The sequence below is a fragment of the Streptomyces netropsis genome (genome assembly GCF_014203545.1).
Lineage (GTDB): Bacteria > Actinomycetota > Actinomycetes > Streptomycetales > Streptomycetaceae > Streptomyces > Streptomyces netropsis.
In genome coordinates, this window is the sequence record NZ_JACHJG010000002.1 from 173759 (window position 1) to 199574 (window position 25816).

A 25816-nucleotide genomic window follows, 5' to 3' on the forward strand; every position below is an offset into this window, starting at 1 on the left:
GTGGACCGACGGTCCGTTCGCTGCGTCTTGCACCTGAACCGGGACAACCCGATCGTCGACGACCATCGGGTGCACGGGGTACGCACCCTGCCGGGTGTCACCTTCCTCGACATCGTCTGCCGGCTGCTCGCCGCGCGCGACGTCCCGTTGGACGGGACCGAGCTGTGCGACGTGCTGTTCGTCGAGCCGGTCGTGACCACCGAGTCCTTCGACCGCGAGATCGTCGTCGAACTCGAACCCGACGGCGACGTCTTCCAGGTGACGGCGACCAGCCGCCGCACGCAGGACGGCACCCCCGTCGACGACGCGGTGACCACCCACCTCCGGGCGACCCTGCGCACCGGTCTGCCCCCGCTCACCGGCGCCCTCGAAACGGCGGCCCCCGGCACCCCGCGCGACGTGGGCGAGGTGTACGCGACCGGGCGGTCGGCCGGCATCGAGCACCGGGCGTTCATGCGGTGCGCGGGCACCCTGCGGGCGACGGCGGACCGCGTGCGGTCCGAGCTCGCACTCGGCGACGAGGCCCGCGCCACGGCGGCCGACTTCCTGCTCCACCCCGCCCTGCTCGACGGTTCCACCATGCAGTCGTACGCGCTCGCGTTCGACGGTGCGGACGCCGACGGGCGCCCGCTCGTCCCCCTGCACATCGCCTCCTTCCGCGCGGCCCGCACCCTCGGCGACGCCTGCACGGTCGACCTGCGTCTCGGCCCGGCCGGGGCCGGTGACGACGTGGTGAAGGCCGACATCGAGCTGTACGACCGCTCGGGCGCGCCCGCCGCCCGGTTCACGGGCCTGACCTTCAAGCGGGTCCGCTCCACGGCGGCCATCACCCGGCTCACCACCGCCACGTCGTCCGCCACGTCGGCTCTCGCCACGCCCCCCGCCGGTCCTGCCGCCTCCGTGACGCCCGCGAGCACGGACGGCGAACCGGCCGACATCCGGGCGGAGATCGCCGAACTGGTCCGCCGTGCCGTCGGCGACCCCGCTCTCGTGGTGGACGGCGACCGCGGCTTCTACGACCTCGGACTGGAGTCGACCCACCTGCTCACCCTGGTCCGCACCCTCGAGGAACGCTGGGACATCGCGCTCCACCCGACCCTGCTGTTCGAGTACCCGACGGTCGACGCGGTCGCGGACCACCTCGTGGGACTGCTCCCCGACGACCGGCGCACCCGGACGACCGCCGCCGCACCGACGGAGGACACCCCCGCACGGACCGGTTGCCTGACCGGTGTGTGGCAGTCGGCACCCCGGCCCGCCGCGCCCGCCACCGGACCGTTGCTGGTGATCGGCGAACTCCGGGTCCGGCCCGGCCAGATCACCGCGCGACGCGGCACGGCCTTCCGCCGCGTCGCGCACCACGCGTACGAGGTCCGTCCCGGCGAGGCGTCGGACCTGCGGCTGCTCGTCGCCGACCTCGGCACCCCGCCCGAGGCGGTCCTGCACGTGGCGGAGCACGCCGCCGCCGACCTCCCCGAGGCCGTGCGCTCGGCCTGCTGCGAGGTACTCGCCCTGGCCCAGGCCCTCGCGGACTGCCCGGTGCCGGTCGTGCACGTGGGACCGGCACCGGTCGCCGCCGCCGTGGCCGGGCTGGCCCGCACCGTACGCCTGGAACAGCCACGCCTCGCGATCACAGCCGTCGAGTGCGACGGCCCCGCCGATCCGGAGGCGCTGCTCGCGGAGTTCGGCGACCCGGACGAGGCCTGGGTGCGGCACACCCCGGGGCGCCGCCACGTCCGCCGCTACCGCGAGGCGGACCTCGGCGGCGCGACCCCGGTCCGGCCCGGCGGTGTCTACCTGATCACCGGAGGGGCGGGCGGCATAGGCCGGGAACTCGCCGCCCGGATCACCGCGCGGGGAGCCACGGCCGTCCTGACCGGGCGCACGCCGCAGCCGGAGCCGTCCGCCGGACGCTACCTCCGCGCCGACGTGACGGTGCCGTCCGAGGTGTCCGCCCTGGTCACGGACATCCTCGACCGGTACGGCCGGCTGGACGGCGTCGTCCACGCGGCCGGCGTGCTGCGGGACGGCCTCTTCACCGCCAAGTCCGCCGCCGACGTGTCGGCGGTCCTCGCGCCCAAGGTGCGCGGCACGGTGCTGCTCCACGAGGCGACCCGCCACGTGGACCTCGACTTCTTCGCCGTGTTCTCGTCGGTGACCGGCGTCGCGGGCAACGTGGGGCAGAGCGACTACGCCGCCGCGAACGCCTTCATGGACGCCTACGCCCGCGAGCACGGACTGACCTCCTTCGCCTGGCCCCTGTGGGCCGAGGGCGGCATGCGCACCGACCCGGCGGCCGAGGCCCTGTTCCGCCGTCAGGGACAGGTCCCGCTGCCGACGACGGACGGCCTGGACGTGTTCGAGCAGGCACTCACGCTCACCGGCACCGAGGTCGTCGTGCTCCACGGCGACCCGGAGCGGGCCCGCCGGTCGCTGGGCCTTGACCCCGTGGGCGCTTCCGAGGCCCCCCACGGCACACCGGACGCCGAACACCGCGCTCCGCCCCGCGAGACGTACCGGGAGCCGGAAGGCGACCGGGACATCGCGGTGATCGGCGTCGCCGGCCGGTACCCCATGGCCGACGACCTCGACCAGTTCTGGACCAACCTGCTGGCGGGACGCGACTGCGTCACCGAGATCCCGGCGGAGCGCTGGGCGTCGGCCGGCTTCTACGAGCCGGAGCGCGCCCCCGGGCGTTCGTACAGCAAATGGGGCGGGTTCCTCGACGGCATCGACGAGTTCGACCCCGCCTTCTTCCGCATCGCACCGCGCGAGGCCGAGGGGATGGACCCGCAGGAGCGCCTGTTCATGCAGACCTCCTGGCATGCCCTGGAGGACGCCGGCCTGACCCGCGCGGACGTGGCCGGGCGCCCGGTGGGCGTCTTCGCGGGAGTGATGTTCACCCAGTACCAGATGCTCGGCCCTGGCGCCGAGGACCGGCTGCCGGTGCTGCCGACGTCCTTCTCCTCGGCGGTGGCCAACCGCCTCTCCCACTTCCTCGACCTGCGCGGCCCCAGCCTGGCGCTGGACACGATGTGCTCGTCGTCCCTGACCGCACTGCACCTGGCCTGCGAGAGCCTCCGGTCCGGCGACAGCGGGCTGGCGCTCGCCGGTGGCGTGAACCTCATCGTCCACCCGTACAAGTACCTGCACCTGAGCCAGGTCGGCTTCGTCTCCTCGGACGGCCGCTGCCGCGCCTTCGGCGCCGGCGGGGACGGCTACGCGCCCGGCGAGGGCGTCGGCGTCGTCGTGCTCAAGCCCCTGGCCCGCGCGCTGGAGGACGGCGACCGCGTACTCGGCGTGATCAAGGGCAGCGCCGTCAACCACGGCGGACGCGCCGGGGGCTTCTTCGTACCGAACCCCACCGCACAGGCCGACGTGGTGCGGCGGGCGCTGCACAAGGCGGACGTGGACCCCGCGTCGATCGGCTACATCGAAACGCACGGCACGGGCACGGCGCTCGGTGACCCCGTCGAGATCGCGGCCCTGTCCCAGGTCTACGGCGACACCCCGTGCCGGCTGGGGTCGGTGAAGTCCGGCGTCGGCCACCTCGAACCGGCCGCGGGCATCGCCTCCCTGACGAAGGTGCTGCTCCAGCTGCGCCACCGCACCCTGGTCCCGTCCCTGCACGCCGCCCCGGCCAACACGGTCATCGACTGGGACGCCGTGGGCCTGAGCGTGCAGCGCGAGGCCACGCTGTGGCCCGCCGGGCCCGGCACCCCGCGCCGCGCCGGCATCAGCGCGTTCGGCGCCGGCGGGGCCAACGCCCACGTCGTCGTCGAGGAGTTCCCGCAGCCGTGGGCTCCGGACGCGGCCGCGGTCGGACCGCAGGTCGTGCTGCTCTCCGCACGCACCCCGCAGGCCCTGCGCGAGCTGGCGGAGCGGTACGTGCGGCTGCCGGCCGTCGACCGGCTCCCGGAGGTGGCCGAACTGGCCGGCCTGACCGGTGCCGACCCGGAGGCCGAGCTCGACGAACTCGGCCTGGACATCGACGACCTGCGCAGGCTGGCGCGGGCGCTCGCGGAGAGCTTCCCCGGCCCGGCCCCGCACGTCGACGCCCGCTCGACGCTGGCCGGCCTCGCCGCGGCCGTACAGGACGACACCGGGTCGGACGCCCAGCTCGCCGACATCGCCTACACCACGCAGATCGGCCGGGAAGCCATGGAGGAGCGGCTCGCCGTGGTCGCCTCGGACACGGCCGGACTGCGCTCCGCGCTCCGCGCCTTCCTGGACGGCTCGGAATCGGCCGGCTACCGGGGCACGGTCACCGGGCGGAGCACCGCCACCGCCCCGGACTCCACCGACCCGCACGTGCTGGCACGCGGCTGGGCGGCGGGCGCCGCCCCCGACTGGCGCGCGCTGCACCGCGACCGGAAGGCGCGCAAGGTGGCGCTGCCGCACTACCCCTTCGCCCGGGTACGGTGCTGGGTCGACGTCGCACCCCCCGCGCAGACTCCCCGGCCCGTGGGCGCGCCGGCCACCGAACGGCCCCGAGCCGCCGCCCCGTACGAGCCCGCCCCGCTGGACGTCCCCGTGTGGGAGGCCTGCCCGGCACCCGCCCCGCTCCCGACGCCGACCGGCCCGGTCGTGGTGCTGCACGCTCCCGACCGCGCCGGCCTCGCCCGTGAACTGGCCGCCCGTCACGAGGGGGCGGTCCTCGTGGAGCTCGGGGCACCGGTGCCCGTGACGCCGCGTCTGGTCCACGTCCTGGCCGGCGCCACGGACGCCGCCGCGCACGAGACGGACCGCGTCGCGAGCGCCGAGGCCACCGGCGTCAAGGCGCTGGCCCGGTACGCACGCGACTGGTCCCGCCTGACCGCACTCGACTGGGTGATCGTCACCACCGGTGCCGCCCCGGCACCCGGCCGCCATGTGACCGATCCCTACGCCGCCGGGATCGTCGGCTTCGCCCGGGTCCTGGAGAACGAACACCCCGCCTGGTCGGTCGCCACCGTCGACCTCGACCCGGCCCACGAGTCCGCCGACCTCGTGACGGCGGCGCCCCGCGGCACCCGACTCGCCTGCACCGGAGCCGTCCGGCACACCCAGGTGCTGCGCCCCGCCCCGGCCACCGACGGCCCCGTCCCGCTCCGCCGGGGCGCCACGTACGTGATCATCGGCGGTGCCCGCGGCATCGGCCTGGCCATCGCCCGCCGGCTTGTCGCGGCCTTCGGCGCGCGGGTCGTCCTGGTCGGCCGCCGGGAGCTGCCCGGCACCGACCTCGGGGACCGGATCCGCTACGTACGGGCCGACGCGACCGACGCCCGACAGCTGGCCGCCGTCCTCGACGAGGCGGGCCCGGTGCACGGCGTCGTGCACGCGGCACTGGTCCAGCGGGACCGGCTGGTGCGCAACCTCTCGGACGCGGACCTCGCCGAGAGTCTGGCGGCCAAGTCCGGTGTCGCGGCGGCCCTGGTCGACGCCCTGCGCGGCCGGAGCCCGGACTTCCTGGTGTTCTTCTCCTCCGCGCAGTCCTTCACGGGCGATCCCGGCCTCGCGAACTACGCGGCCGGCTCGACCTTCCTGGACGCCTACGCCCATGCGCTCGACGCCCGCCTGCCCTACCCGGTGCGCGCGGTCGACTGGGGTTTTTGGGGCACGGTCGGCGCGGTGGCCGACGACCCCCACCGCGACCGCCTGGCCGCGGCCGGTTTCCGGTCCATCACCCCCGAGGCGGGATTCGCCGCGCTCGTGGAAGCACTCCGCCAGCCGGCACCGCAGGCCGTCGTGGTGCCCGGCACCCAGGAATTACGCGAACGGATGGGAGCGACGAGAACGGGGACCACGGACGTGACGCCGACCGGCGGGCAGCCGAGCACCACGGACCGCCGCGTGGTGGACGACTTCCACGCGCTCGACCGGCAGATGACGACGATCGCCGGCAGCACCCTGCTCGCCCTGCTCGACGGCCTGGGCGCCTGGCAGGGCCCGGCCCCGGACGCCGACGAGGTCGCCCGCCGGGTGGGGGTCACCCCCCGGTACGAACGACTGCTGCGCACCGTCCTGGACATGCTCGCCGACGCGGGCCTGACCGAGGCCGGCGACGGACGCCACCGCCCGACCCCGGACGCCCTCGCCGAGGCACGCGCCGGCGGACACCTCCGCCGGCTCGGCAAGCTGGCCGACGCACACCCCGGATCCGCGGTCTTCGTACGGCTGCTGGCCCTGTGCCTCGAGCACTACCCGCAACTGCTGCGGGGCGAGCTCCTCGCCACCGAGCTCCTCTTCCCCGCGTCGGGCACCTCGCTCATGGAACGCGTCTACCGGGGCAACCCCATCAGCGACCTCTACAACGACCTGCTCACCAGGCACCTCGTCGCGCACGTCGAGCGCCGCCTGGCGGAGCTGCCCGCCGACGCGAAGGTCCGCATCCTGGAGGTCGGCTCGGGTACCGGCGGCACGTCCGCGGGGCTGCTGCGCGCGCTCCGCCCGTACGGCGAGCGGGTGGAGTACTGGTACACCGACCTGTCGGTCACCTTCCTCGCCCACGGCCGCCGGGAGTTCGGCGAGCAGTACCCGTTCCTGCGGTTCAAGCGCCTCGACCTGGACACCGACCCCGTCGCCCAGGGCTTCCCGGCGGACGGCTTCGACCTCGCGGTCGGCGCGAACGTCCTGCACGCCACGTCGGACGTGGGCCGTGCCGTGCGCCACCTGCGCGGAGTGCTGCGCGCCGGGGGCGAACTGCTGCTCAACGAACTGACCTCGGTCACCCTGGCCGCCACGGTCACCTACGGGCTGTTCGACGGCTGGTGGGCCCACACCGACACCGCCCTGCGCCTGCCCGGCTCGCCGCTGCTGGACGTGCCCGGCTGGACCGGGCTGCTCACCGGGGCCGGCTACGACGCGGTGTCCGCGATGCCGGGATCCACCGAGACCACCGGCAACTTCCAGCACATCATCGTGGCCAGGGCGGACGACGCGGCCATGCCCGACGGCACTCCCGGTGCCCCCTTCACCGACGCGCTCCTGGCCCTGACGTCGGAGGCCTCGGGCATCCCCCTCGACGACCTCGACCTCGGCCGGGACATCGGGGACTACGGGTTCGACTCGGTCAGCTACAGCCTCCTCGCGAGCCGGCTGAACGACGAGTTCCGTCTGGAGGTGACGCCCGCGCTGTTCTACGAGACGCCCACCTTGCGCGCCCTGGCCGACCGCCTCGTGCGCGACCACCCGGAACTCCACCACCGGCACGCCACCGCTCCGGCGCCCGTCGAGCCCGCTGCCACCGTGGCGGAACACCGGCCGGAGCCGGCCCCCGCCCCGGCCCCCGCCCCCACGAGTCCCGCCGCGCCCCCCGCCGAGCCGGAGGCGATCGCCCTCATCGGCATGAGCGGCCGCATGCCCGCGAGCCGCGACCTGGACGAGTTCTGGCAGCACCTCGTGGCGGGCGACGACCTGGTCACCGACGTACCCGCCGACCGGTGGGACCGGAGCTCGCTGCCGGACGGCGTGCACGCCCGCCGCGGCGGCTTCGTCCACGACATCGACATGTTCGACCCCCTGTTCTTCGGCATCTCGCCGCACGAGGCCGCGGGCATGGACCCGCAGCAGCGGCTCGTGCTCCAGGGCGTGTGGACCGCGCTGGAGGACGCCGGGCTGGCGCCCGGCTCGCTCGCCGGCTCCGACGCCGGTCTGTTCCTCGGGGCCGGATCGAGCGACTACGAGGAGGTCCGCAAGGCCGCGGACGTGCCGGTCGACGCCCACGCGGCCACCGCCACCACGCACTCCATCCTGGTCAACCGGGTCTCCTACCTGCTCGACCTGCACGGACCGAGCGAACCGGTCAACACGGGCTGTTCCAGCTCCCTGGTCGCGATCCACCGGGCCGCCGAGGCGATCCGCTCGGGGGAGTGCGCCATCGCGGTGGCCGGCGGCATCAACCTCGTCCTGTCGCCGCACCACCACGTCCTGCTCAGCACCACCGGAATGCTCAGCCCGACCGGGCGGTGCCGGACCTTCGACGCCCGGGCGGACGGATTCGTCCGCAGCGAGGGCTTCGGCCTCGTGGTGCTGACCGGCGCGAGCCGGGCCCGCCGGCACCGCGTCCGGGCCTGGCTGCGCGGCACCGCCGTCAACCACGGCGGCCGGGCCCGGTCGCTGACCGCGCCCAACCCCGCCGCCCAGGCGGCGATGATCGTGCGGGCACACGAGCGCGCCGGAGGCGACCCGACCACGGTGGGCTACCTGGAGACGCACGGCACCGGCACGGAGCTCGGTGACCCGGTCGAGATCAACGGCCTGCGGCTGGCCTTCGACGAGCTGCTGAACCGACGGGGCCTGACGATGCCGGCCGCGCCCTTCTGCGGTGTCGGAGCGGTCAAGGCCAACATCGGCCACCTGGAATCCGCCGCGGGCGCCGCCGGGGTGATCAAGGTGCTCCTCGCGATGGAGCACGGCGTGCTGCCGCCCGTCGCCGGCCTCGGCGAGCAGAACCCGCATCTGCGCCTCGACGGCAGCCCGTTCCACCTGGTCCGCTCGGCGCAGGCGTGGCCGCGCCCGCCCGGCCGGCCGCGGCGCGCGGGGATCAGCTCCTTCGGCTACGGAGGTGTCAACGCGCACGTCGTCCTGGAGGAGGCCGAACCCGCGCGGGCGCCGCAACGCCCGCACGGCCCCTGGGTGTTCCCCCTGTCGGCCCGTACGCCACAGGCCCTGCGCCGGTACGCGGCCGCACTGCTCACGGCCCTGGACCGGACACCGGACCTGGCCGACATGGCGTACACGCTCCAGCACGGCCGGGACGCCATGACCGAACGGCTGGCGGTCACCGCCGCCGACCGGCACACGCTCGCCGCCGCGCTGTCCGCCGCCGCCGAGGGCGCGGACCACCCCGCACTGGCACGCCACGACGGCACCGCGCCCGCCGACCGCTGGGTCGCGGGGCAGCAGGTCGAGTGGCCGCAGGGCGGCGTGCTGGTTCCGCTGCCCACCTACCCGTTCGAACGCCGCCGGTGCTGGGTCGGCTCCCAGGAGCCGTCCACCGGGCCCGCCCCCGCCGCCCCGGCGGGGATGTACGCGCCGCGCCGGCGGCCCGTCGCCGACGTGGCCGCCGGCGGCCCGGTCACCGGGCCCGTCTGGGTGCTCGGCTGCGACGACTTCCCGGCCGCCGCCGTCCACCGGGTCGACGGTGTGCCGCTCCCGTCGCTGCCGACACCCGCCGCGGTCCACGCCGTGGTCCACGGCGAGGCCGGAGTCCTCGACCTGTTCCGGATCGTCCGGCACCTCCAGTCGCGTCCCGCCGCGGCCGGCGAACTCTCGCTGACGGTCGTGACGCGCAACGCCGCCGAGGTGGGCTCCCCGCCCACCGACCCGATGGCCGCGGCCGCACTGGGCCTGGCCAGGTCGGTGCGGCACGAGTGCGAGCGCTGGCGGGTCAGCACCGTCGACATCGGCGCGGACGACCCCGCCGCGGTCACGGTCGCCGTCCCCGGTGACTACGCGCTGCGCGCCGGGCAGTGGTACGAGGAGGTGCTCGAGCCCCTCGACGGCACGGCGCCGGCCGCGCCCGTGCTGCGCGACGGCGGCACGTACGTGGTCATCGGCGGGACCGGTGACGTGGGCCTCGACGTCGCGGAGCGGCTCGTGCGGCTCCACCGGGCCAAGGTCGTCCTCGTCGGGCGCTCCGCGCCGGACGCGGCCAAGGCCGCCCGGATCCGGGCCGTCGACCCGACGGGCACCTCGGTGGAGGTCCACCGGGCGGACGCCGCGCGACCGGCCGAGCTGCGGGCCGTGTTCGACCGCGTGGGCGTCGTGCACGGGGTCCTGCACTCGGTGACCGTGCCGAGCGACCGGTCGCTGGCGGCCATGGACGAGAGCTGGTTCATCCGGGGCCTGGCCGCGAAGCCCCTGACCCTCGCGGCGCTCGTCGAGGCGCTGGGCGACCGGCGGCTCGACTTCCTCGCGGTGTTCTCGTCGGTCCAGTCCTTCCTCGGGAACCCCGGGCAGGCCGCCTACGCGGCGGGATGCACCGCCCAGGACGCCGTCGGGCGTGCGCTCGCCGGGCACCTGCCCTACCCCGTCCGGGTCGTGAACTGGGGCGCCTGGGCCGGTTCCGCGCTCACCGAGCGCCACCGCGACCGGCTGACCGCCGCAGGGGTCCACCCGCTCTCACCGCAGACGGGATTCGAAGCGCTGAGCCAGGTGCTCGGCCGACAGGAGGTTCAGGTGGCAGTGGTCTCGGGCACGGACGACTTCCTCGCCCGCATCGGTGTGACGGCGGCCGGCACGGACGAGCAGCGACCCACAGCCGCGGTCGTGCCCGCCGTCGTGCCCGCGGCCACGGCCGAGGCCGCGGCCCCCGCCGGGGAACCGTGGCGCGCGGCCGCGGCCGACGAACTGCTGGCCCTCCTGCGCGAGGTGGCCGGGATCCGCCCGGGCGAGCTCGCGCCGGACGACCTGCTCAGCCGCTTCGGCTTCGACTCGATCATGTACACGAGGCTGGGCCACCAGGTGAACGCGCGCTGGGACCTCGACCTGACGCCGGCCGCGTTCTTCGGGGTGGCCACTGCGAACGACCTCATCGACAAGATCCTCCACAACCACGGCCCCGCCCTCGCGGCGCACCTGGCCGCGACCGTGCCACCGGCGCCGGCGGTCGTCCTGGAGCCGGCCCCCGCCCCGGCGTCCTTCGCGGGTGATCCCGTCGCCGTCGCCGTCGTCGGCATGGCGGGCGTGTTCCCGGAATCCGACGACCTGGACGAGTTCTGGGAGCACCTTGTCGCGGGTGACGACCTGGTCGGCGAGATCCCGGCGGACCGCTGGGACTGGCGGCGGTTGCACGGAGAGCCCGAGCCGGGGCAGTTCCGCACCACGGCGAAGTGGGGCGGGTTCATGCGCCGGGTCGACCTGTTCGACCCGCAGTTCTTCGGCATCCCGCCCCACGAGGCCGTGGCGATGGACCCGCAGCACCGCCTCGTACTGGAGACCGCCTGGACCGCGATCGAGGACGCCGGCATCCGGCCGTCCGCCCTCGCCGGCACGGACGCGGGCGTCTTCATCGGCAGCAGCACCTACGACTACTTCGAACTACAGCACGCCCTCGGCGTCCCGCTCGACGGGTACAGCACGGTGGGCAGGGCGCACGCGATCATGTCCAACCGGGTGTCCTACCTGCTGAACCTGCACGGCCCCAGCGAGACCCTCGACACCGCCTGCTCGTCCTCGCTCGTCGCCGTCCACCGGGCGGCCGAGGCCATCCGGCACGGCGACTGCGACGTGGCGCTGGCGGGCGGTGTGAACGTCATGGCCTCGCCCACGCTGTTCGTGGACATGAGCCAGGCCGGCATGCTGAGCCCGGACGGCCGCTGCCGCACCTTCGACGCGCGCGCCGACGGCTTCGCCCGCGCCGAGGGCGTCGGCGTGGTCGTGCTCAAGCGCCTCGACGCGGCGATCGCGGACGGCGACGTCGTCCACGCCGTCCTGCGGGGCAGTGCCGTGAACCACGGCGGCCGCACCCACTCGCTGACCGCGCCGAACCCGGACGCGCAGGCCGCCTGCGTCGTCAAGGCGCACCGCCGCGCAGGGGTGGACCCGCGGACCGTCACCTACGTCGAGACGCACGGCACCGGTACCGAACTCGGCGACCCGGTCGAGGTCGAGGGACTGAAGAAGGCGTTCGCCGAGCTGTACGCCGATCACGGTGCCGTGTGCGCGGAGCAGCACGTGGCGCTGGGCGCGGTGAAGACCAACACGGGGCACCTGGAGGCGGCCGCGGGCGTCACCGGCCTGATCAAGGCGCTGCTCGCGATGCGGCACCGGGAGATCCCCGGAAACGTGCACCAGGACACGCCCAACCCGCAGCTGCGCCTCGACGGCAGCCCGCTGCGGGTGCTGGACGGGCGCGAGCCGTGGCGGCGGGTCCGCACGCCCGACGGAGCGGAGGCGCCGCTGCGGGCCGGGGTGAGCTCCTTCGGCCTCGGCGGGGTCAACGCGCACGTGGTGGTGGAGGAGTACCGGGAGGAGCCGGCCGCCGGACCGGCCGGGGCCCATCTGTTCGTGCTGTCGGCGAAGGACCCGGAGCGGCTGCGGAGTTACGCGCGACGTCTCGCCCGCTGGGCCGGGAACAACGAGGCGGTCGACCCGGCCGCCCTCGCCCACACGCTGCGGACCGGCCGGGAGGCGTTCTCCGAGCGTCTGGCCGTCGTCGCCGACTCGCCGCGCGCGCTGGTGGCGGGTCTGGAGTCCTGGCTGTCCGACTCGGCCGCGCCCGGCGTGTTCGCCGGGGACGGCCAGGACGCCACCACGGCCCTCCTGCTGGAGGGGGCGGAGGGGCACCAGTACCTGCGGGCCGTGGTGGACGCCGGCCGGCTGGACAAGGTCGCCCGGCTGTGGGTCGGCGGCGCCCCGATCGACTGGAGCGAGCTGTGGCCGGGGGCGGCACCCAGACGGGTGCCCGCACCGACCTACCCCTTCGCCCGGGAGAGCTACTGGCTCACCCCCGGAGCGAGGTTCGACACCGTCCAGGCCGCCGAGGCGGGCCTGATCGCCGATGCCGGCGCCGGTGCGGAGGCCGACGCCGAGGACCGGGCCGAGGAGGAGGCAGCGGCTGCCGCGCCCGCGCGCGCCGCCGCGCCTGCTGCCGCACCGGTGCCCGCCGCCCGGCCCGTGGTGGAGGCCGCAGCCGTCGACGGTGATCCGGAGACCGCCGTCCGTGAGCACGTGCGCGGACTGCTGGCCGCGCACATGGGGATGCGGCCCGACCGGTTGCCCGTGGACCGGGTGCTGTCCGACGCGGGGGTGGACTCCCTCGGCCTGCGCCGGTTGAGCCGTCGCCTCGGCGCCGACTACGGCGTGCACATTCCGGCCCGGATGTTCGGCGTGGCGCAGACGGTGCGGGCGGTGGCCCGTGCCGTGTTCGAGGCGTACGGACCGCTGCCGAGGCACGAGGAGGGCGAGCCGGATCCGGCACCGGCCTCCGCGCGGCCCGTGGAGCCGGCCGCCGACGGGGTCGCGGCTCTCCTGGCCGGTCTGCGGAACGGAACCGTCAGCGTGGACGACGCGCTGGCCGCACTGAAGCGGGGAACGGGACGATGAGCACCGAACTGCGCGAACTGCTGACGGCGATCGCCACCGGCGAGGTGTCCGACGACGTGGCGGAGCTCCTGCTGCGGGGCCTGATGCAACCGGCCTCCACACCCGCCTCCGCACCCGCCTCCGCACCCGTGGTCGAGCCGGCGCCCGAGCCCGGGCCGTACCCGCTCAGCCGTGGACAGGCCGCCCTGTGGGCGATCCACGCGAACAACCCCCAGGCCGTGTCGTACAACCTCCCGCTGGGCCTGTGGCTCGGCGACGACATCGACCCGGACCGGCTCGCCGAGGCGCTGGCCGCCGTGGTGCGGCGCCACCCGGAGCTGCGCATCGCCGTCCGGCTGGACGCCACCGGACCGGTGCAGGAAGTCACCGACCGCCCCGCGGAGGTGACCCGGCTCGACCTCGGCCACGTGACCGACGGGGAATTCGCCGCCCGCGTCCGGAACCTGGCGCGTCTCCCGTTCGACCTCGAGCACGACCCGCTGTACCGGATGTGGATCGTCACGGCGCCCGGCGGTGCCACGCTGCTGTTGCTGGTGTTCCACCACCTGATCACCGACGGCGTCTCCAGCCACCTCCTGCTGCGCGACATCGTCGCCTGCCACGACGCGCTCGCCGACGGGCGGGAGCTGCCGTCCGTCGAACCCGCCGCCCCCTACGCCGAGTTCGTGCGGTGGCAGCGGACGATGCTCGCCGGCCCCGAGGCCGAGGAGCACCGGCGGTGGTGGCTCGACCGCCTGGCCGGTGCCTCGACCGCACCGGTGCTCGGCGCGCTCGCCGACCGCCGCCGGCCCGGACCGGCCTCGCACGCCGAAGGCGCGATGGTGCAGTTCCGGCTGCCGGAGGCCACCTGGATGGCTGTCCGGGACACCGCCCGCGCGGCCCGGCTGACCCCGTTCAGCGTCGTCCTCGGCGCCTTCGCCGCGCTGCTGCACCGCCACTCCGGGCACCGCGACATCAGCGTGCTGGTGCCGACCGACGGCCGCCCCTCGCAGCGCTTCGACCGCACCGTGGGCTACCTGGTCAACCCGGTGGTCCTGCGCGTGGACTGCGACCCCGACCGGAGCTTCGCCGAGCTCATGGACGCCGTCCGGACGCGGCTGGCGGAGGCCGAGGACCACAGCGCGTACCCCTTCGCGTCCGTCGTCGACGACCTCCGCCGGACCTCGGACGGCGGGACGGGCTTCGCCATCGGCTTCCACATGCAACAGGGCGTCGGCGGCGACCAGGACATGGCCGCCGGGCAGACCGTCTTCCGGGACGCGCTCGACCTGACCCAGGAGGGCGAGAACGACCTCGTCGTCGAGGTCGTCGTGCGCGGCTCCGGTGCGCTCGTGCACCTCAAGTACGACCCGGAGCTGTTCGACCGCTCCACCGCCGAGCGGCTGGCCGAGCACTACCGGCTGCTGCTGGACGCCGTGACGGCCGACCCCGCCCGCCGCGTCGGCGACCTCGCACCCACCTCCGCGGCCGAACGGCGGACGGTCGAACGCGCCAACGCCACCCGGGCCGACCGGCCACGCGACGTCACCGCCGCCGACCTGGTGCTCGCCCGCGCGCGGAGCGGCCCGGAACGCACCGCCGTCGTCGACGCCACGGGGTCACTGACCTACGCGGAGCTCGCCGGGCAGGTGCACGCCCTCGCCCGGCTCCTCGCCGCCCGGGGCGTGCGCCCCGGCGACCTGGTCGGCGTCCTCGTGGGCCGCCGGGCCGCGTTGATCGTGGCACTGCTCGCCGTCCAGGCCGCGGGAGCCGCGTACGTCCCCCTCGACCCGGACCTCCCGGCCGCGAGGCTCGCCCACATCGCCACCGACGCCTGCCCGGCGGCCGTGGTCCTCGACCCGGACCTGGCCGGGCGGCTGCCCGACGGTACGCCGGGTGTGCGCATCCCCCTGACCGACCCGGCGCCGACGGACCCGGCCGCCCCGGCCCCCCTGTCCGGCCCGGTCGCCTGCCGCGACTCCGATCTCGCGTACGTGCTCTACACCTCCGGGTCGACCGGTGAGCCCAAGGGCGTCGAGGTCAGTCACGGCAACCTGGTCAACCTGCTCACCTCGACGGCCGAGCGTCCCGGCTGCGCCGAGGACGACACGCTGCTGGCCGTGACCACCGCCGGGTTCGACATCTCGGGTCTGGAGCTTCTGCTCCCGCTGATCCGCGGCGCCGCCGTCCACATCGCGCCCGCGGACATGGTGCGGGACGGGTTCGCCCTGGCCGATCTGCTCGGTGCGTCGGGCGCGACGATCGTCCAGGCCACGCCGGCCACCTGGGAGATGCTGCTGCACACCGGGTGGACGGGACGGGTGCGCAAGCTGCTGTGCGGCGGGGAGGCGATGACCGCCGAGCTCGCGGACCGGCTGCTGGACCGGTGCGACGAACTGTGGAACATGTACGGCCCGACCGAGACGACCATCTGGTCCTCCACGCAGCGCGTACGCCGCAACCGGCCCGTCAGTGTGGGCACCCCGATCGCCAACACCACGTTCCGCACCGCCGGCCCCGACGGTGCCCCCGTGCCGTTCGGCGCGGTCGGCGAACTGCTGATCGGCGGCGACGGCGTCGCCCGGGGCTACCGCGGCAGGCCGGAGCTGACGGCCGAGCGCTTCGTCCACGACCCGTCGACCGGTGAACGGCTCTACCGCACGGGCGATCTGGCCCGCTGGTCGGCCACCGGCGACATGGTGCTGCTCGGTCGGGCCGACCGCCAGGTCAAGCTGCGCGGCCACCGCATCGAGCTCGGGGAGATCGAGGCCGCCGTCCGCCGCACCGGCGAGGTCGGTGACGTCCGCGTGGTCGTGCGCGAGGACCTTCCGGGGCACCCGCAGCTGGTGGCGTTCGTGACGGCCGACGCGGATGCCGCGGCCGGCGCCGTCCGGCAGGCCGCGGCCCGGCTGCCCGCGTACATGGTCCCCTCCCGCACCGTGGCACTGGCGCGGTTCCCCCTGACCCCCAACGCGAAGGTCGACGCCGGTCCGCTGACGGCACTCCCGGTCGACGAACTGCTGCGCCGCTTCGGGCACGGCGACCGCCCCGCCGCACCGGTGGCGGCGCCGCGGCCCCCGGCGGCCGACCGCGACCTCCTGGCGCGGCTGCGGGAGGCGACGGCCGACGTCGCCGGGCTGACGGCGGAACAGGTCCCCGTCGACCGGCCGCTGGGCGAGTCGGGCTTCGACTCGATCGGCTTCACCCGGCTGGCGGTGGCGCTGCGGGAGCGGTTCGGCATCACGGTGCGGCCGACGGTCTTCTACGCCCACCCCGACCTCACCTCGCTCGCCGCCTTCCTGAGCAAGACGCACCCCGAGGCGTTCGCCACGACCGCGCGGGCGCCCGCCGCCGCACCGGCCGTGCCCGCCGCGGTGGACGGCTACCCGCCGGTCGCGGTCATCGGGGTCGGCGGACGGCTGCCCTCCTCCGGCACCCTGGAGGAGTTCTGGGGCCACCTGGCCGCCGGGCGTGACCTGACCCGCCCCTACCCGATGGACCGCGGCTTCTCCGCGCGGGTGTTCCCCGAGCGCTTCCGGGGATCCTTCGTCGACGACGTGGACGCGTTCGACGCGCCGCTGTTCCGCATCTCGCCCCGGGAGGCGGCGCAGATGGACCCGCAGCAGCGGTTGCTGCTGCACGCCGCGTACGAGGCCGTGCTGGACTCCGGCCAGGTCCCGGCGGCGCTGGCGGGCAGCCGGACCGGCGTCTTCGTCGGCCTCGGCGGCGCGGACTACCTGAGCCTGCTCGGCCCCGGCGCCCCGGAGACGGGCGACCACTTCCTGATCGGCAACGTCGCCTCCATCGCGGCCAACCGCATCTCCTACGTGTTCGACCTGCACGGCCCCAGCGCCGTCTTCGACACGGCGTGCTCCAGCTCGCTCGTCGCCGTCCACCGGGCGGCGCGCGCCCTGCAGCTCGGGGACTGCGAACTGGCCCTGGCCGGCGGGGCGAACCTCCTGCTGTCACCGCACGGGTTCACCGGGCTGCGCCGCGCCGGGATGCTCAGCCCGGACGGCCGCTGCAAGACGTTCGACGAGCGTGCCGACGGCTACGGCAGGGGCGAGGGCGTGGTGCTCCTGGCGCTCAAGCTGCTGGACCGCGCGCTGGCCGACGGCGACCCGGTGCACGGCGTGCTGATCGGTTCGGCGGAGAACCACGGCGGCCACACCCATTCGCTCACGGTGCCCAACCCGCGGGCACAGCGCGATGTCGTGCTCGCCGCGCACCGGGCCGCCGCGGTGGCGCCCGGCACGATCGGCTACATCGAGGCGCACGGCACCGGGACCTCGCTCGGCGATCCGATCGAGATCGACGCGCTCAAGGAGGCGTTCGGCCGGCTGCACACGGACTGGGGGAGCCCGGTCGTTCCGGGCCGGACCGGCGTCGGGTCGGTCAAGACGAACATCGGTCATCTGGAGGCCGCCGCCGGTGTCGCCGGCATCGTGAAGGTCCTGCTGGCGATGCGTCACCGCACGCTTCCCGGCCTGGTGGACCTGCGGGTGCCGAACCCGATGATCGACCTCGCCGGCAGCCCGTTCCGGCTCCAGACCGGCACACAGACATGGGAAACACCCGACGGCGCGCCGGCCCGAGCCGGCGTCAGCTCGTTCGGGATGGGAGGCAGCAACGTGCACGTGGTCGTGGAAGAGGCGGGGAAGCGTTGATGAGCGGTACCACCGAACACAAGGCCGCTCGACTGATCGTCCTGTCGGCCGACGGCACCGAACAGCTCGACCGGTACCGGGCCGAGCTGGCGGCCTGGCTGGACACCCACCCCACGGCTTCCCTCGACGGCATCGCGCACACGCTGCACGTCGGCCGCGAACAGCTGCGGGAGCGGCTCGCCGTGGTCGTGACGGACACCCGGGAGCTGGCGGCGCGGCTGCGCGACGGCGAGGGCGTCGTGACCGGCACCGCGCGGGCGGACGCCGCCACAGGTCCCCTCGCCGCAGGCCCTCTCGCCACGGACGACGCGGCCGAGATCGCCCGGAGTTGGGTCACGGGCCGGGCCGTCGTCCGGCCGGATCCGCCCGGTGGCCGCCCGGCCCGGCTCTCCCTGCCCCACCCGCCCCGGCCGATGCGCCGCTACTGGATCAGCCCGCCCGCCGGCCCGGCGGACGGCCCGGCCGAACGGCTCCTGACCGGCGACGAGTTCTACCTGCGCGACCACGCCCTGGGCGCGGTCCGGATCCTGCCCGCGGTGGCGGCGCTGGAGTTCGCCGTGGCCGCCGCCGCGACGCTGGGACACGGCTCCCCAACCGGCGTCGTGAACGTCCTGTGGGCGCGTCCCGTGCTCGTCGAGGACGAGCCCGTGCGCGTGCGCCTGCACCTCGAACAGGACGCCGACGGCGTGTCCTACGAGGTGCGACGGGCCGACGGCACGGCCGACGGCGCCCTCTGCTCCACCGGCACCCTCCGTTTCGACGCCCGGACCGACGCGCCGCTCCTCGACCTGGACGCCGTCCGCGCCCGGCTGCCCCGCACCGCGTCGGCCGACGAGTGCTACGCGGTCTTCGCCGCCCTCGGCGGCGGCTACGGCCCGAGCCTGCGGGGCCTGCGGTCGGTGCGGTCCACGCCGGGCGAGGCCCTCGCGCACGTCGCCGTCCCCGCGGCCGCCGACGTCCCCTTCTGCGACTTCACCCTGCACCCGTCCCTGCTCGACGCGATGCTCCAGGCCTGCCTGTGGACCGACGAGGACCCTTCGGCGCCCCGTGCACGGCAGCTGCCGTTCTCCGTGGACGCCGTCGACATCTTCGGCCCGCTGCCCGAGCAGGGCCACGTGCACGCCGTCGCGACCCCGGCGGGCCACGACGTGACCCTCGCGGACGAGCGGGGCCGTGTGTGCGTGGCGCTGCGCGCCGTCGTCACCCGGGCCGTCGACGGTGCCGCCCGGCCGGACAACGCCGTCGCCGCGAACCTGCTCGCCCAGCGCTGGCGGCACGCCCCGGCCGCGGCGGACGGCCGGCCCGCGCGCGTGGTGCTGCTCGGCGAGGGAACGCTCCCCGGCGCCGAACGCGCCACCGAGGACACCGTCTTCCCCCGCACCGAGGAGCTCCTCGGCGTCCGCACCGTGGACGGCGACCCGCTGCCCGGACTGCTGCGGCTCTTCCGTGCCTGGTCGGCGCAGCCGGCCCGGCAGCCGGTGCGGGTGCTGCACGTGTTCCGCCCGACCGGCGGGGTCGAGGACGCGCGGGTGTACGCCCTGGACGGGTTCGCGCGCGCCCTCGCCCACGAGCACCCCGAGTTCCGCGTCGCGGTGGTCGAGGCGGGCACGGCATCCCTCGCCGAGGTCGTCGACACCGAGGCACGCGGTACGCACGAATTCCGGGTCCGGTACACGGCCGACGGCCGCCGGGCCCTCCGGTGGGAGAGCATCGAGCCCGCCGCCGCCCCGCTCACGCCGCGCGGCACCGTCCTGGTCACCGGCGGAGCCGGCGCCATCGGCCGCCACCTCGTCGCACACCTGGGGGGCGCCGCGCGCTACGTCCTGACGGGGCGTTCGGCGACGGCCGACCTCGCGGACCTGCGCGCCGCCGGTCCCGACGTGCACTACCTGTCGGCGGACCTGGGCGTCCCCGGTGCCGCGGCGGACCTCGTCGCGCGGGTCCACGCGTCGTTCGGACCGATCCACGGCGTGCTGCACCTCGCCGGGACCACCCGCGACGCGCTGCTGATCCGCAAGTCCGACGAGGACACCGCGGCCGTGCTGGCGCCCAAGGTGCGCGGCACCCTCGACCTCGACCGGGCCACCGCGGACGATCCGCTCGACTTCTTCGTCGCCTTCTCCTCCCTGTCCGGCGCCGCCGGCAGCCCCGGACAGACCGACTACGCCTACGCCAACCGCTTCCTCGACGCGTTCGCTGCGTGGCGGCGCGCGAGCGACCGGCCCGGCCGCAGCCTCTCCGTGCTCTGGTCGCTGTGGGCCGACGGCGGGATACGCGTCGACGCCGACGACGCCACCGCCGCCCGGACGGCCCGTCAGGTCGGACTGGTGGCGATGCCGACGAGCGCGGCGCTGGCCGCCTTCGACCGGGCGCTGGGCCACGACGGCGACCACGTCCTCGTGGCGCACGGCAACCTCGCACGCCTGCGGGAGGTGCTCGACGCGCCGGCGCCCGGGCCGACCGTGCCGTCGGCCTCGTCCGGGCAGCCCGGGACGGCGGGCGCGGAACCGTCGGCCGCGGCCGAGGACCTCCTGCGCGACGTGCTCGCCGAGGTGTTCGAGCTCCCGCCGGAGGAGATCGAGGCCGACACGGCGTTCGAGCAGTACGGCATCGACTCGCTTCTGATCATGGACTTGACCCGACGCCTGGAGGAGCACTTCGGGTCGCTGCCGAAGACGCTGTTCTTCGAGTACCGGAACCTGCGCGCGCTCGCGGACTGGTTCACCGAGCACCACGGCGCCCGGATCACGGAACCCATGCCCGCACCCGCGGCGGCGACTCCCGTCCCCGCGCCCGCCGCCCCGGCCCCCGCACCAGCCCCCGCCCCGGACGGCCCCGTGCCCATCGCCATCGTGGGCGTCGCCGCACGGTTCGCCGAATCGGACACCCTGGAGGAGTTCTGGGCCAACCTGAAGGCGGGCCGGGACCTGGTCACCGAGATTCCGGCGGACCGCTGGAACTGGCGCGACTACGACGGGGCCACCCCCGCCGACCGGGCCGCCCGGTACAGCCGGTGGGGCAGCTTCCTGCGCGGCATCGACAGGTTCGATCCGCTCTTCTTCGGCGTGTCCCCCCGCGAGGCGGAGATCATCGATCCGCAGGAGCGGCTGTTCCTGCAGACGGCCTGGCACGCCATGGAGAACGCCGGGCGCACCCGCGCCGACCTGCGCTCCCACCGCGTCGGCGTCTACGTGGGCGCCATGTACGGCCTGTACCAGCTGCACGAGGCCGAGGACGGCCGGATCGGCGCCTCTTCGCACGCGTCGATCGCCAACCGCGTCTCGTACACCCTGGGCCTCACCGGCCCCAGCCTGGGGGTGGACACGATGTGCTCCTCCTCGCTGACCGCGATCCACCTGGCCGTGCGCGACCTGTGGGCCGGTGACACCGACCTGGCCGTCGCCGGCGGGGTCAATCTGCACGCCCACCCGTACAAGTACCGCTTCCTGGGGCAGGGCCGGTTCACCTCCGGCGACGGCCGGTGCCGCAGCTTCGGCGCGGACGGCGACGGCTACGTCCCCGGCGAGGGCGTCGGCGCGGTGCTGCTGCGGCCGCTGGCGGACGCCGTCCGCGACGGCGACCACATCCACGGCGTCATCCTCGGGTCCGGCGTCAACCACGGCGGCCGGACCAACGGCTTCACCGTGCCCGACCCCGTCGCCCAGGGCGACCTCGTCGCACAGGCGCTGGCGCAGGCCGGCGTCGACCCGGCGTCGCTCGGCTACCTGGAGGCGCACGGCACCGGCACCGCCCTCGGCGACCCGGTGGAGATCCGGGGCCTCGCCCGGGCGCTGGGCACGACCGTACCGCCGCGCAGCCTGCCGATCGGCTCGGTCAAGTCCAACGTCGGCCACCTGGAGTCCGCCTCCGGCATGGCAGGGCTGTGCAAGGTGCTGTTGCAGATGCGGCACGGCGAGCTCGTGCCGTCGCTGCACGCGGACCCGCCGAACCCGGACATCGACTTCGACTCGACCCCGTTGCGGGTGCAGCGCGACCTGGCCCCGTGGCCCCGGATCGCGGGCGCCCCCCGCCGGGCGGGCATCAGTTCCTTCGGCGCGGGCGGCGCCAACGCCCACCTCGTCGTGGAGGAATACCAGGAGCACGCCGTGCGGCTCTCGCCCGGAGAGGGGAGCGGGCCGTGGCTGTTCCCCCTCTCCGCCAAGGCGCCCGAGCGCCTGCCGGTGCTCGCCGCCGAGCTGGCGGACGCCCTCGAGAACGCCCCGCGGCTCCGCCTCGCGGACGTGGCGTTCACGCTCCAGCGGGGGCGCGAGGAGTGGGCGGACCGGATGGTCGTCTCGGCCTCCACCGTCACCGAGCTGGTGGCCAGGCTGCGGGGCGGCGACCCGGAGGGCGTCTGGACCGGCAGCGCGCGCGGCCGCGCGGCGTCCCGGGCCGCGGCGCCCGTGAGCACCGCCCCGGCGGACATCGCCGCCGCCTGGGCCGCCGGTGCGGCGGTCGACTGGCCCGAGAAGCGAGGACGGCGCGTGCCGCTGCCGGGCTACCCGTTCGAGGAACTGCGCTGCTGGCTCACCGACACCATCTGGTCGCCGCCCGCCCAGCCGGCTCCGGGCCCGGTCCGGACCGCGCCCCGCCCCGTGCACCCGCTGCTGGACGAGGTCGACCCGGTCGACAGCCTCGACGGACTGACCTACCGGACGGCCTTCGGTCCCGAACACCCCTACATCGACGGACACCGGGTCGGCGACATGCGTCTGCTGCCCGCCGCGGCCGTCCTGGAAATGGTCCGCGGAGCGGCCGAGGCGGCCGGGGCGGGGCAGCACGTCACGCTCGCCGACGTCCGGTGGCTGCGGCCCTTCGTCGTGGCCGGCACCGAGCGCTCGGCCAGGACGCGGCTGCGCCGCGGTGACAGCGGCCTGGTGTTCGACCTGCGGGACGGCGACGGCGAACTGCTCGCCGAAGGCCGGATCCACACCCTGCCCGCACCGGCCCCGGAAACCGTCGCGATCGACGCCGTCCGGGCCCGGCTGAACCGTCGTCACGAAGGCGCCGACATCTACGCGGACCTCGCGGCGGCGGGCCTGGTCTACGGCCCCGCCCTGCGGGCCGTCGAGTGGGTCGCCGCAGGCGACGGGGAAGCCCTGGCGCGTCTGCGGGTCCCCGCCGAGGCCGCCCGCTTCGCCGGCTGCGCCCTGCACCCCTCGGTGGTCGACGGCGCGCTGCACGCGTTCGCGGTGCTGCGGGACCGGACCGCCGGTCCCGCCATGGTGCCCTTCGCCCTCACCGCCGCCGAGGTCCTCTCCCCGGTGACGGACCTCGGATACGCGCACGTCCGGACCGTCGGCGCCGACCGCTACGAACTGACCCTGACCGACTCCGCCGGCCGTGTCCGCGCGCGGCTGCGCGACCTGTCGCTGCGCCCCGCCCCCGGCACGGCGGCCCCCGAAGCCGCGGCGGCGGTGTCGGCGGACGACCTGATGTACGTTCCGCGCTGGTCCGCGCTGCCCGCGCGGGAAACCGCGCCGGCCGGTGGGACCACCTGGCTGGTCCGCGGCCCGGAGTCCGCCGGGCTCGCGGCCGTCCTGACGGCCCGCCTGGGCGGCACCGTCGTCGAACTGGACCACGACCGGATCGCCACCGCGACCGGCCGGCCCGACCACGTCATCCTGCTCGGCCCCGGCACCGGCGCGCGGACCGACGACGTCGACGCGCTCGAAGCCACGCAGGAGCGGGGCGTCCTCGCCCTGTTCCGGCTCGCCAAGGCCGTGCAGCGACTCGGCTCCTCGGTCCGGCTCACCGTGGTCACCGAGGACGCGCTCACCACGGCCGCCGAGCCGGTCGGCAACCCGTACGCGGCGAGCCTGCACGGCCTCGCCCTGTCGCTGGCCCGGGAACACCCGCGCTGGCGCGTGGCCGTCGTCGACCGCTCGTCCGCCGACCGGCCGTCCGCGGACGTGCTCGACGTCCCCGTCGGCGGCCCGTACGCACTGCGCGGCGGCGTGCTCCACCACCGCCGTCTGGTCCCGGTCACGGCCACGCCCCCTCGGGAGCGGATCCGCCGCGGCGGCGCCTACCTGATCCTCGGCGGCGCCGGCGGCATCGGCCTCGAACTGACCGAGTGGCTCGTGCGCACCTACCAGGCGAAGGTCGTGCTGCTCGGCCGCAGCGAGCTGGACGCCGCCCGACGCGACCGGCTGCGCGCCGTCGACCCGAGCGGAACCCTGGTCTCCTACCGCAGGGCCGACGCGAGCGACCCCGCGGCGCTGCGCGACACGGTCGCGTGGACGCGCGCCACCCACGGCGCGCTGCACGGCGTCTTCCACGCCACGATCGTCCTGCGGGACCAGACCGTCGCCACGATGACGGAGAAGACCTTCCGCTCCGTCCTCGAGGCCAAGACCCGCACCTCGGTCGCCCTGCACGCCGCGCTCGGCGACTCGGCCGACCTGGACTTCGTGCTGTTCTTCTCCTCGGCGGTGGCGCTCTCCGGCAGCGCCGGACAGGGCAACTACGCGGCCGGATCGACCTTCGAGGACGCCTTCGCCCACCACCTCGACGGGGTGCTGGGCGCCAAGGTCGCCGTGATCAACTGGGGCTACTGGGGGACCGTCGGCATCGTCGCCGACGCACGCCACCGCAGCCGGCTCGCGGCCACCGGAATCCACTCGATCACCCCGCAGGAGGGCATGGCCGCCGTGCACTCCGTGCTGGGCCGCCCCGACCGGCAGGTCATCGTGGTCAAGGCCGACGCCTCCGCCCTCGCCGCCGTCGGCGTGGAACCCGCCCCGGCCGTACCGGCGGACCGTACGCGCACGGAAACGCCCACCGAGGTACCGGCGGACGACACGTCACTGGTGCCGTCGCCGACGGCACTTCCCCCGGTGGCCCGGCTGCTCACCGAGGCCGACGACGCCCGTCTGACCGAGGCCATGTGCGGCCGGCTGTGGACACTTTTCCGGCAGGAGGGGGTGTTCCTCGCCCAGGGCGAGCGGTGGACCTCCGCCGCGCTCGCGGAGCGACTGCGCGTCGTCCCCGCGCAGGGCCGGCTCTTCGCCGAGCTCCTGCGGCAGCTGACCGAGGCGGGCTTCCTGAACGACGCCGCCGGGCACCTGACCCCCGCCGGCCGCCCGGCCCCCGAGGACCCGGAGGGCGAGCTGGTCGCACTCTGCGAGCGGAAGCCGGCGCTGAACCGCTTCGACCGGCTGCTGCTCCCGTGCATGCGCAACCTGTTCCCGGTGATGCGCGGCAGCGTCCGCGCCACCGACGTGCTGTTCCCCGGCGGCTCTACCGCGCTCGTGGAGGGCGCCTACCGGGGCAGCCCGGTCGTCGACCGCGCCAACGAACTCGTGGTGGGCGCGGTCACGGACGGCCTGTCCCGCCACGACGGCCCCGTCACCATCGTCGAGATCGGGGCGGGCACCGGCGGCACCACCGCGAGCGTGCTTCCGGCGCTGGCCGCCACGGGCGCGGACGTGACCTACGTCTACACCGACATCTCCCGCGCCTTCCTGCAGCACGGGAAGCAGCGGTTCGCCGCCACGTACCCCTCCGTCCGGTTCCAGCAGCTCGACATCTCCGGCGACCCGGTGGCCCAGGGCTTCGAACCCGGCAGCGCCGACCTCGTCGTGGCGGCCAACGTCCTGCACGCGACCTCCGACCTGCTCGGCACCCTGCGCGCGGTGGCCCGGCTGCTCAAGCCCGGCGGACGGCTGGTGCTCAACGAGGCCAGCAGCAACGTCCTCACCACCACGCTCACCTTCGGCCTGCTCGACGGCTGGTGGCTGCACCAGGACGCCGAACTGCGCCTGCCCGGCTCACCGCTGCTCTCCGCGCCCGGCTGGCGCAAGGCCCTGGCGCTCGCCGGATTCGCCCGCAGCCATGCCCTCCCGGCCGACGAGGGGCTGAGCCAGCACGTGGTGGTCGCGGAGACGGCGCCGGACGCCGCACCGGCGGCCCTCCCCACGGCGGCAGCGGCAGCACCGCGGACCGCCGGATCGTCTGTGCCGTCTGTGCCGTCTGTGCCGTCTGTGCCGTCTGTGCCGTCTGTGCCGTCTGTGTCGTCCGGGTCGTCCGGGTCGTCCGCGCGACCGTCCCTGCCGTCCGGCGGGGAGGGCGACGCGCTGGCCGAGGCCGCCCGGGAGTACGTGAAGGACGCCTTCGAGCAGATTCTCCAGGTCCCGCGC

General features: G+C 75.5%; 3 protein-coding genes (1 of these 3 only partly in view). All 3 read left to right on the top strand.

The features are described from left to right. Tightly spaced (each overlapping or abutting the next), the 3 genes in view from FHS38_RS05800 to FHS38_RS05810 form a layout consistent with a single transcriptional unit that may run on beyond the window. On the top strand, nt 1–13029 hold the full coding sequence (locus tag FHS38_RS05800) for an SDR family NAD(P)-dependent oxidoreductase (protein ID WP_184731454.1): 13029 nt from the start codon (nt 1–3) through the stop codon (nt 13027–13029). After that, nucleotides 13026–17675 (top strand): non-ribosomal peptide synthetase, encoded by a 4650-nt coding sequence (locus FHS38_RS05805; RefSeq protein WP_184731456.1) that lies wholly within the window; start codon nt 13026–13028, stop codon nt 17673–17675. Before FHS38_RS05800 ends, FHS38_RS05805 begins: the two co-directional genes overlap by 4 nt. Further along, nucleotides 17675–25816, top strand: partial view of an L-histidine N(alpha)-methyltransferase gene (locus FHS38_RS05810; RefSeq protein WP_184731457.1) — the beginning only. It continues 11229 nt past the right edge of the window; only the first 8142 of its 19371 coding nucleotides appear in the window; its start codon is at nt 17675–17677; the stop codon falls past the right edge of the window. Before FHS38_RS05805 ends, FHS38_RS05810 begins: the two co-directional genes overlap by 1 nt.

Bases quoted from the DNA above. Each gene is read 5' to 3' on its own strand.
- FHS38_RS05805 (WP_184731456.1), top strand. From the start codon at position 13,026: ATGAGCACCGAACTGCGCGAACTGCTGACGGCGATCGCCACCGGCGAG.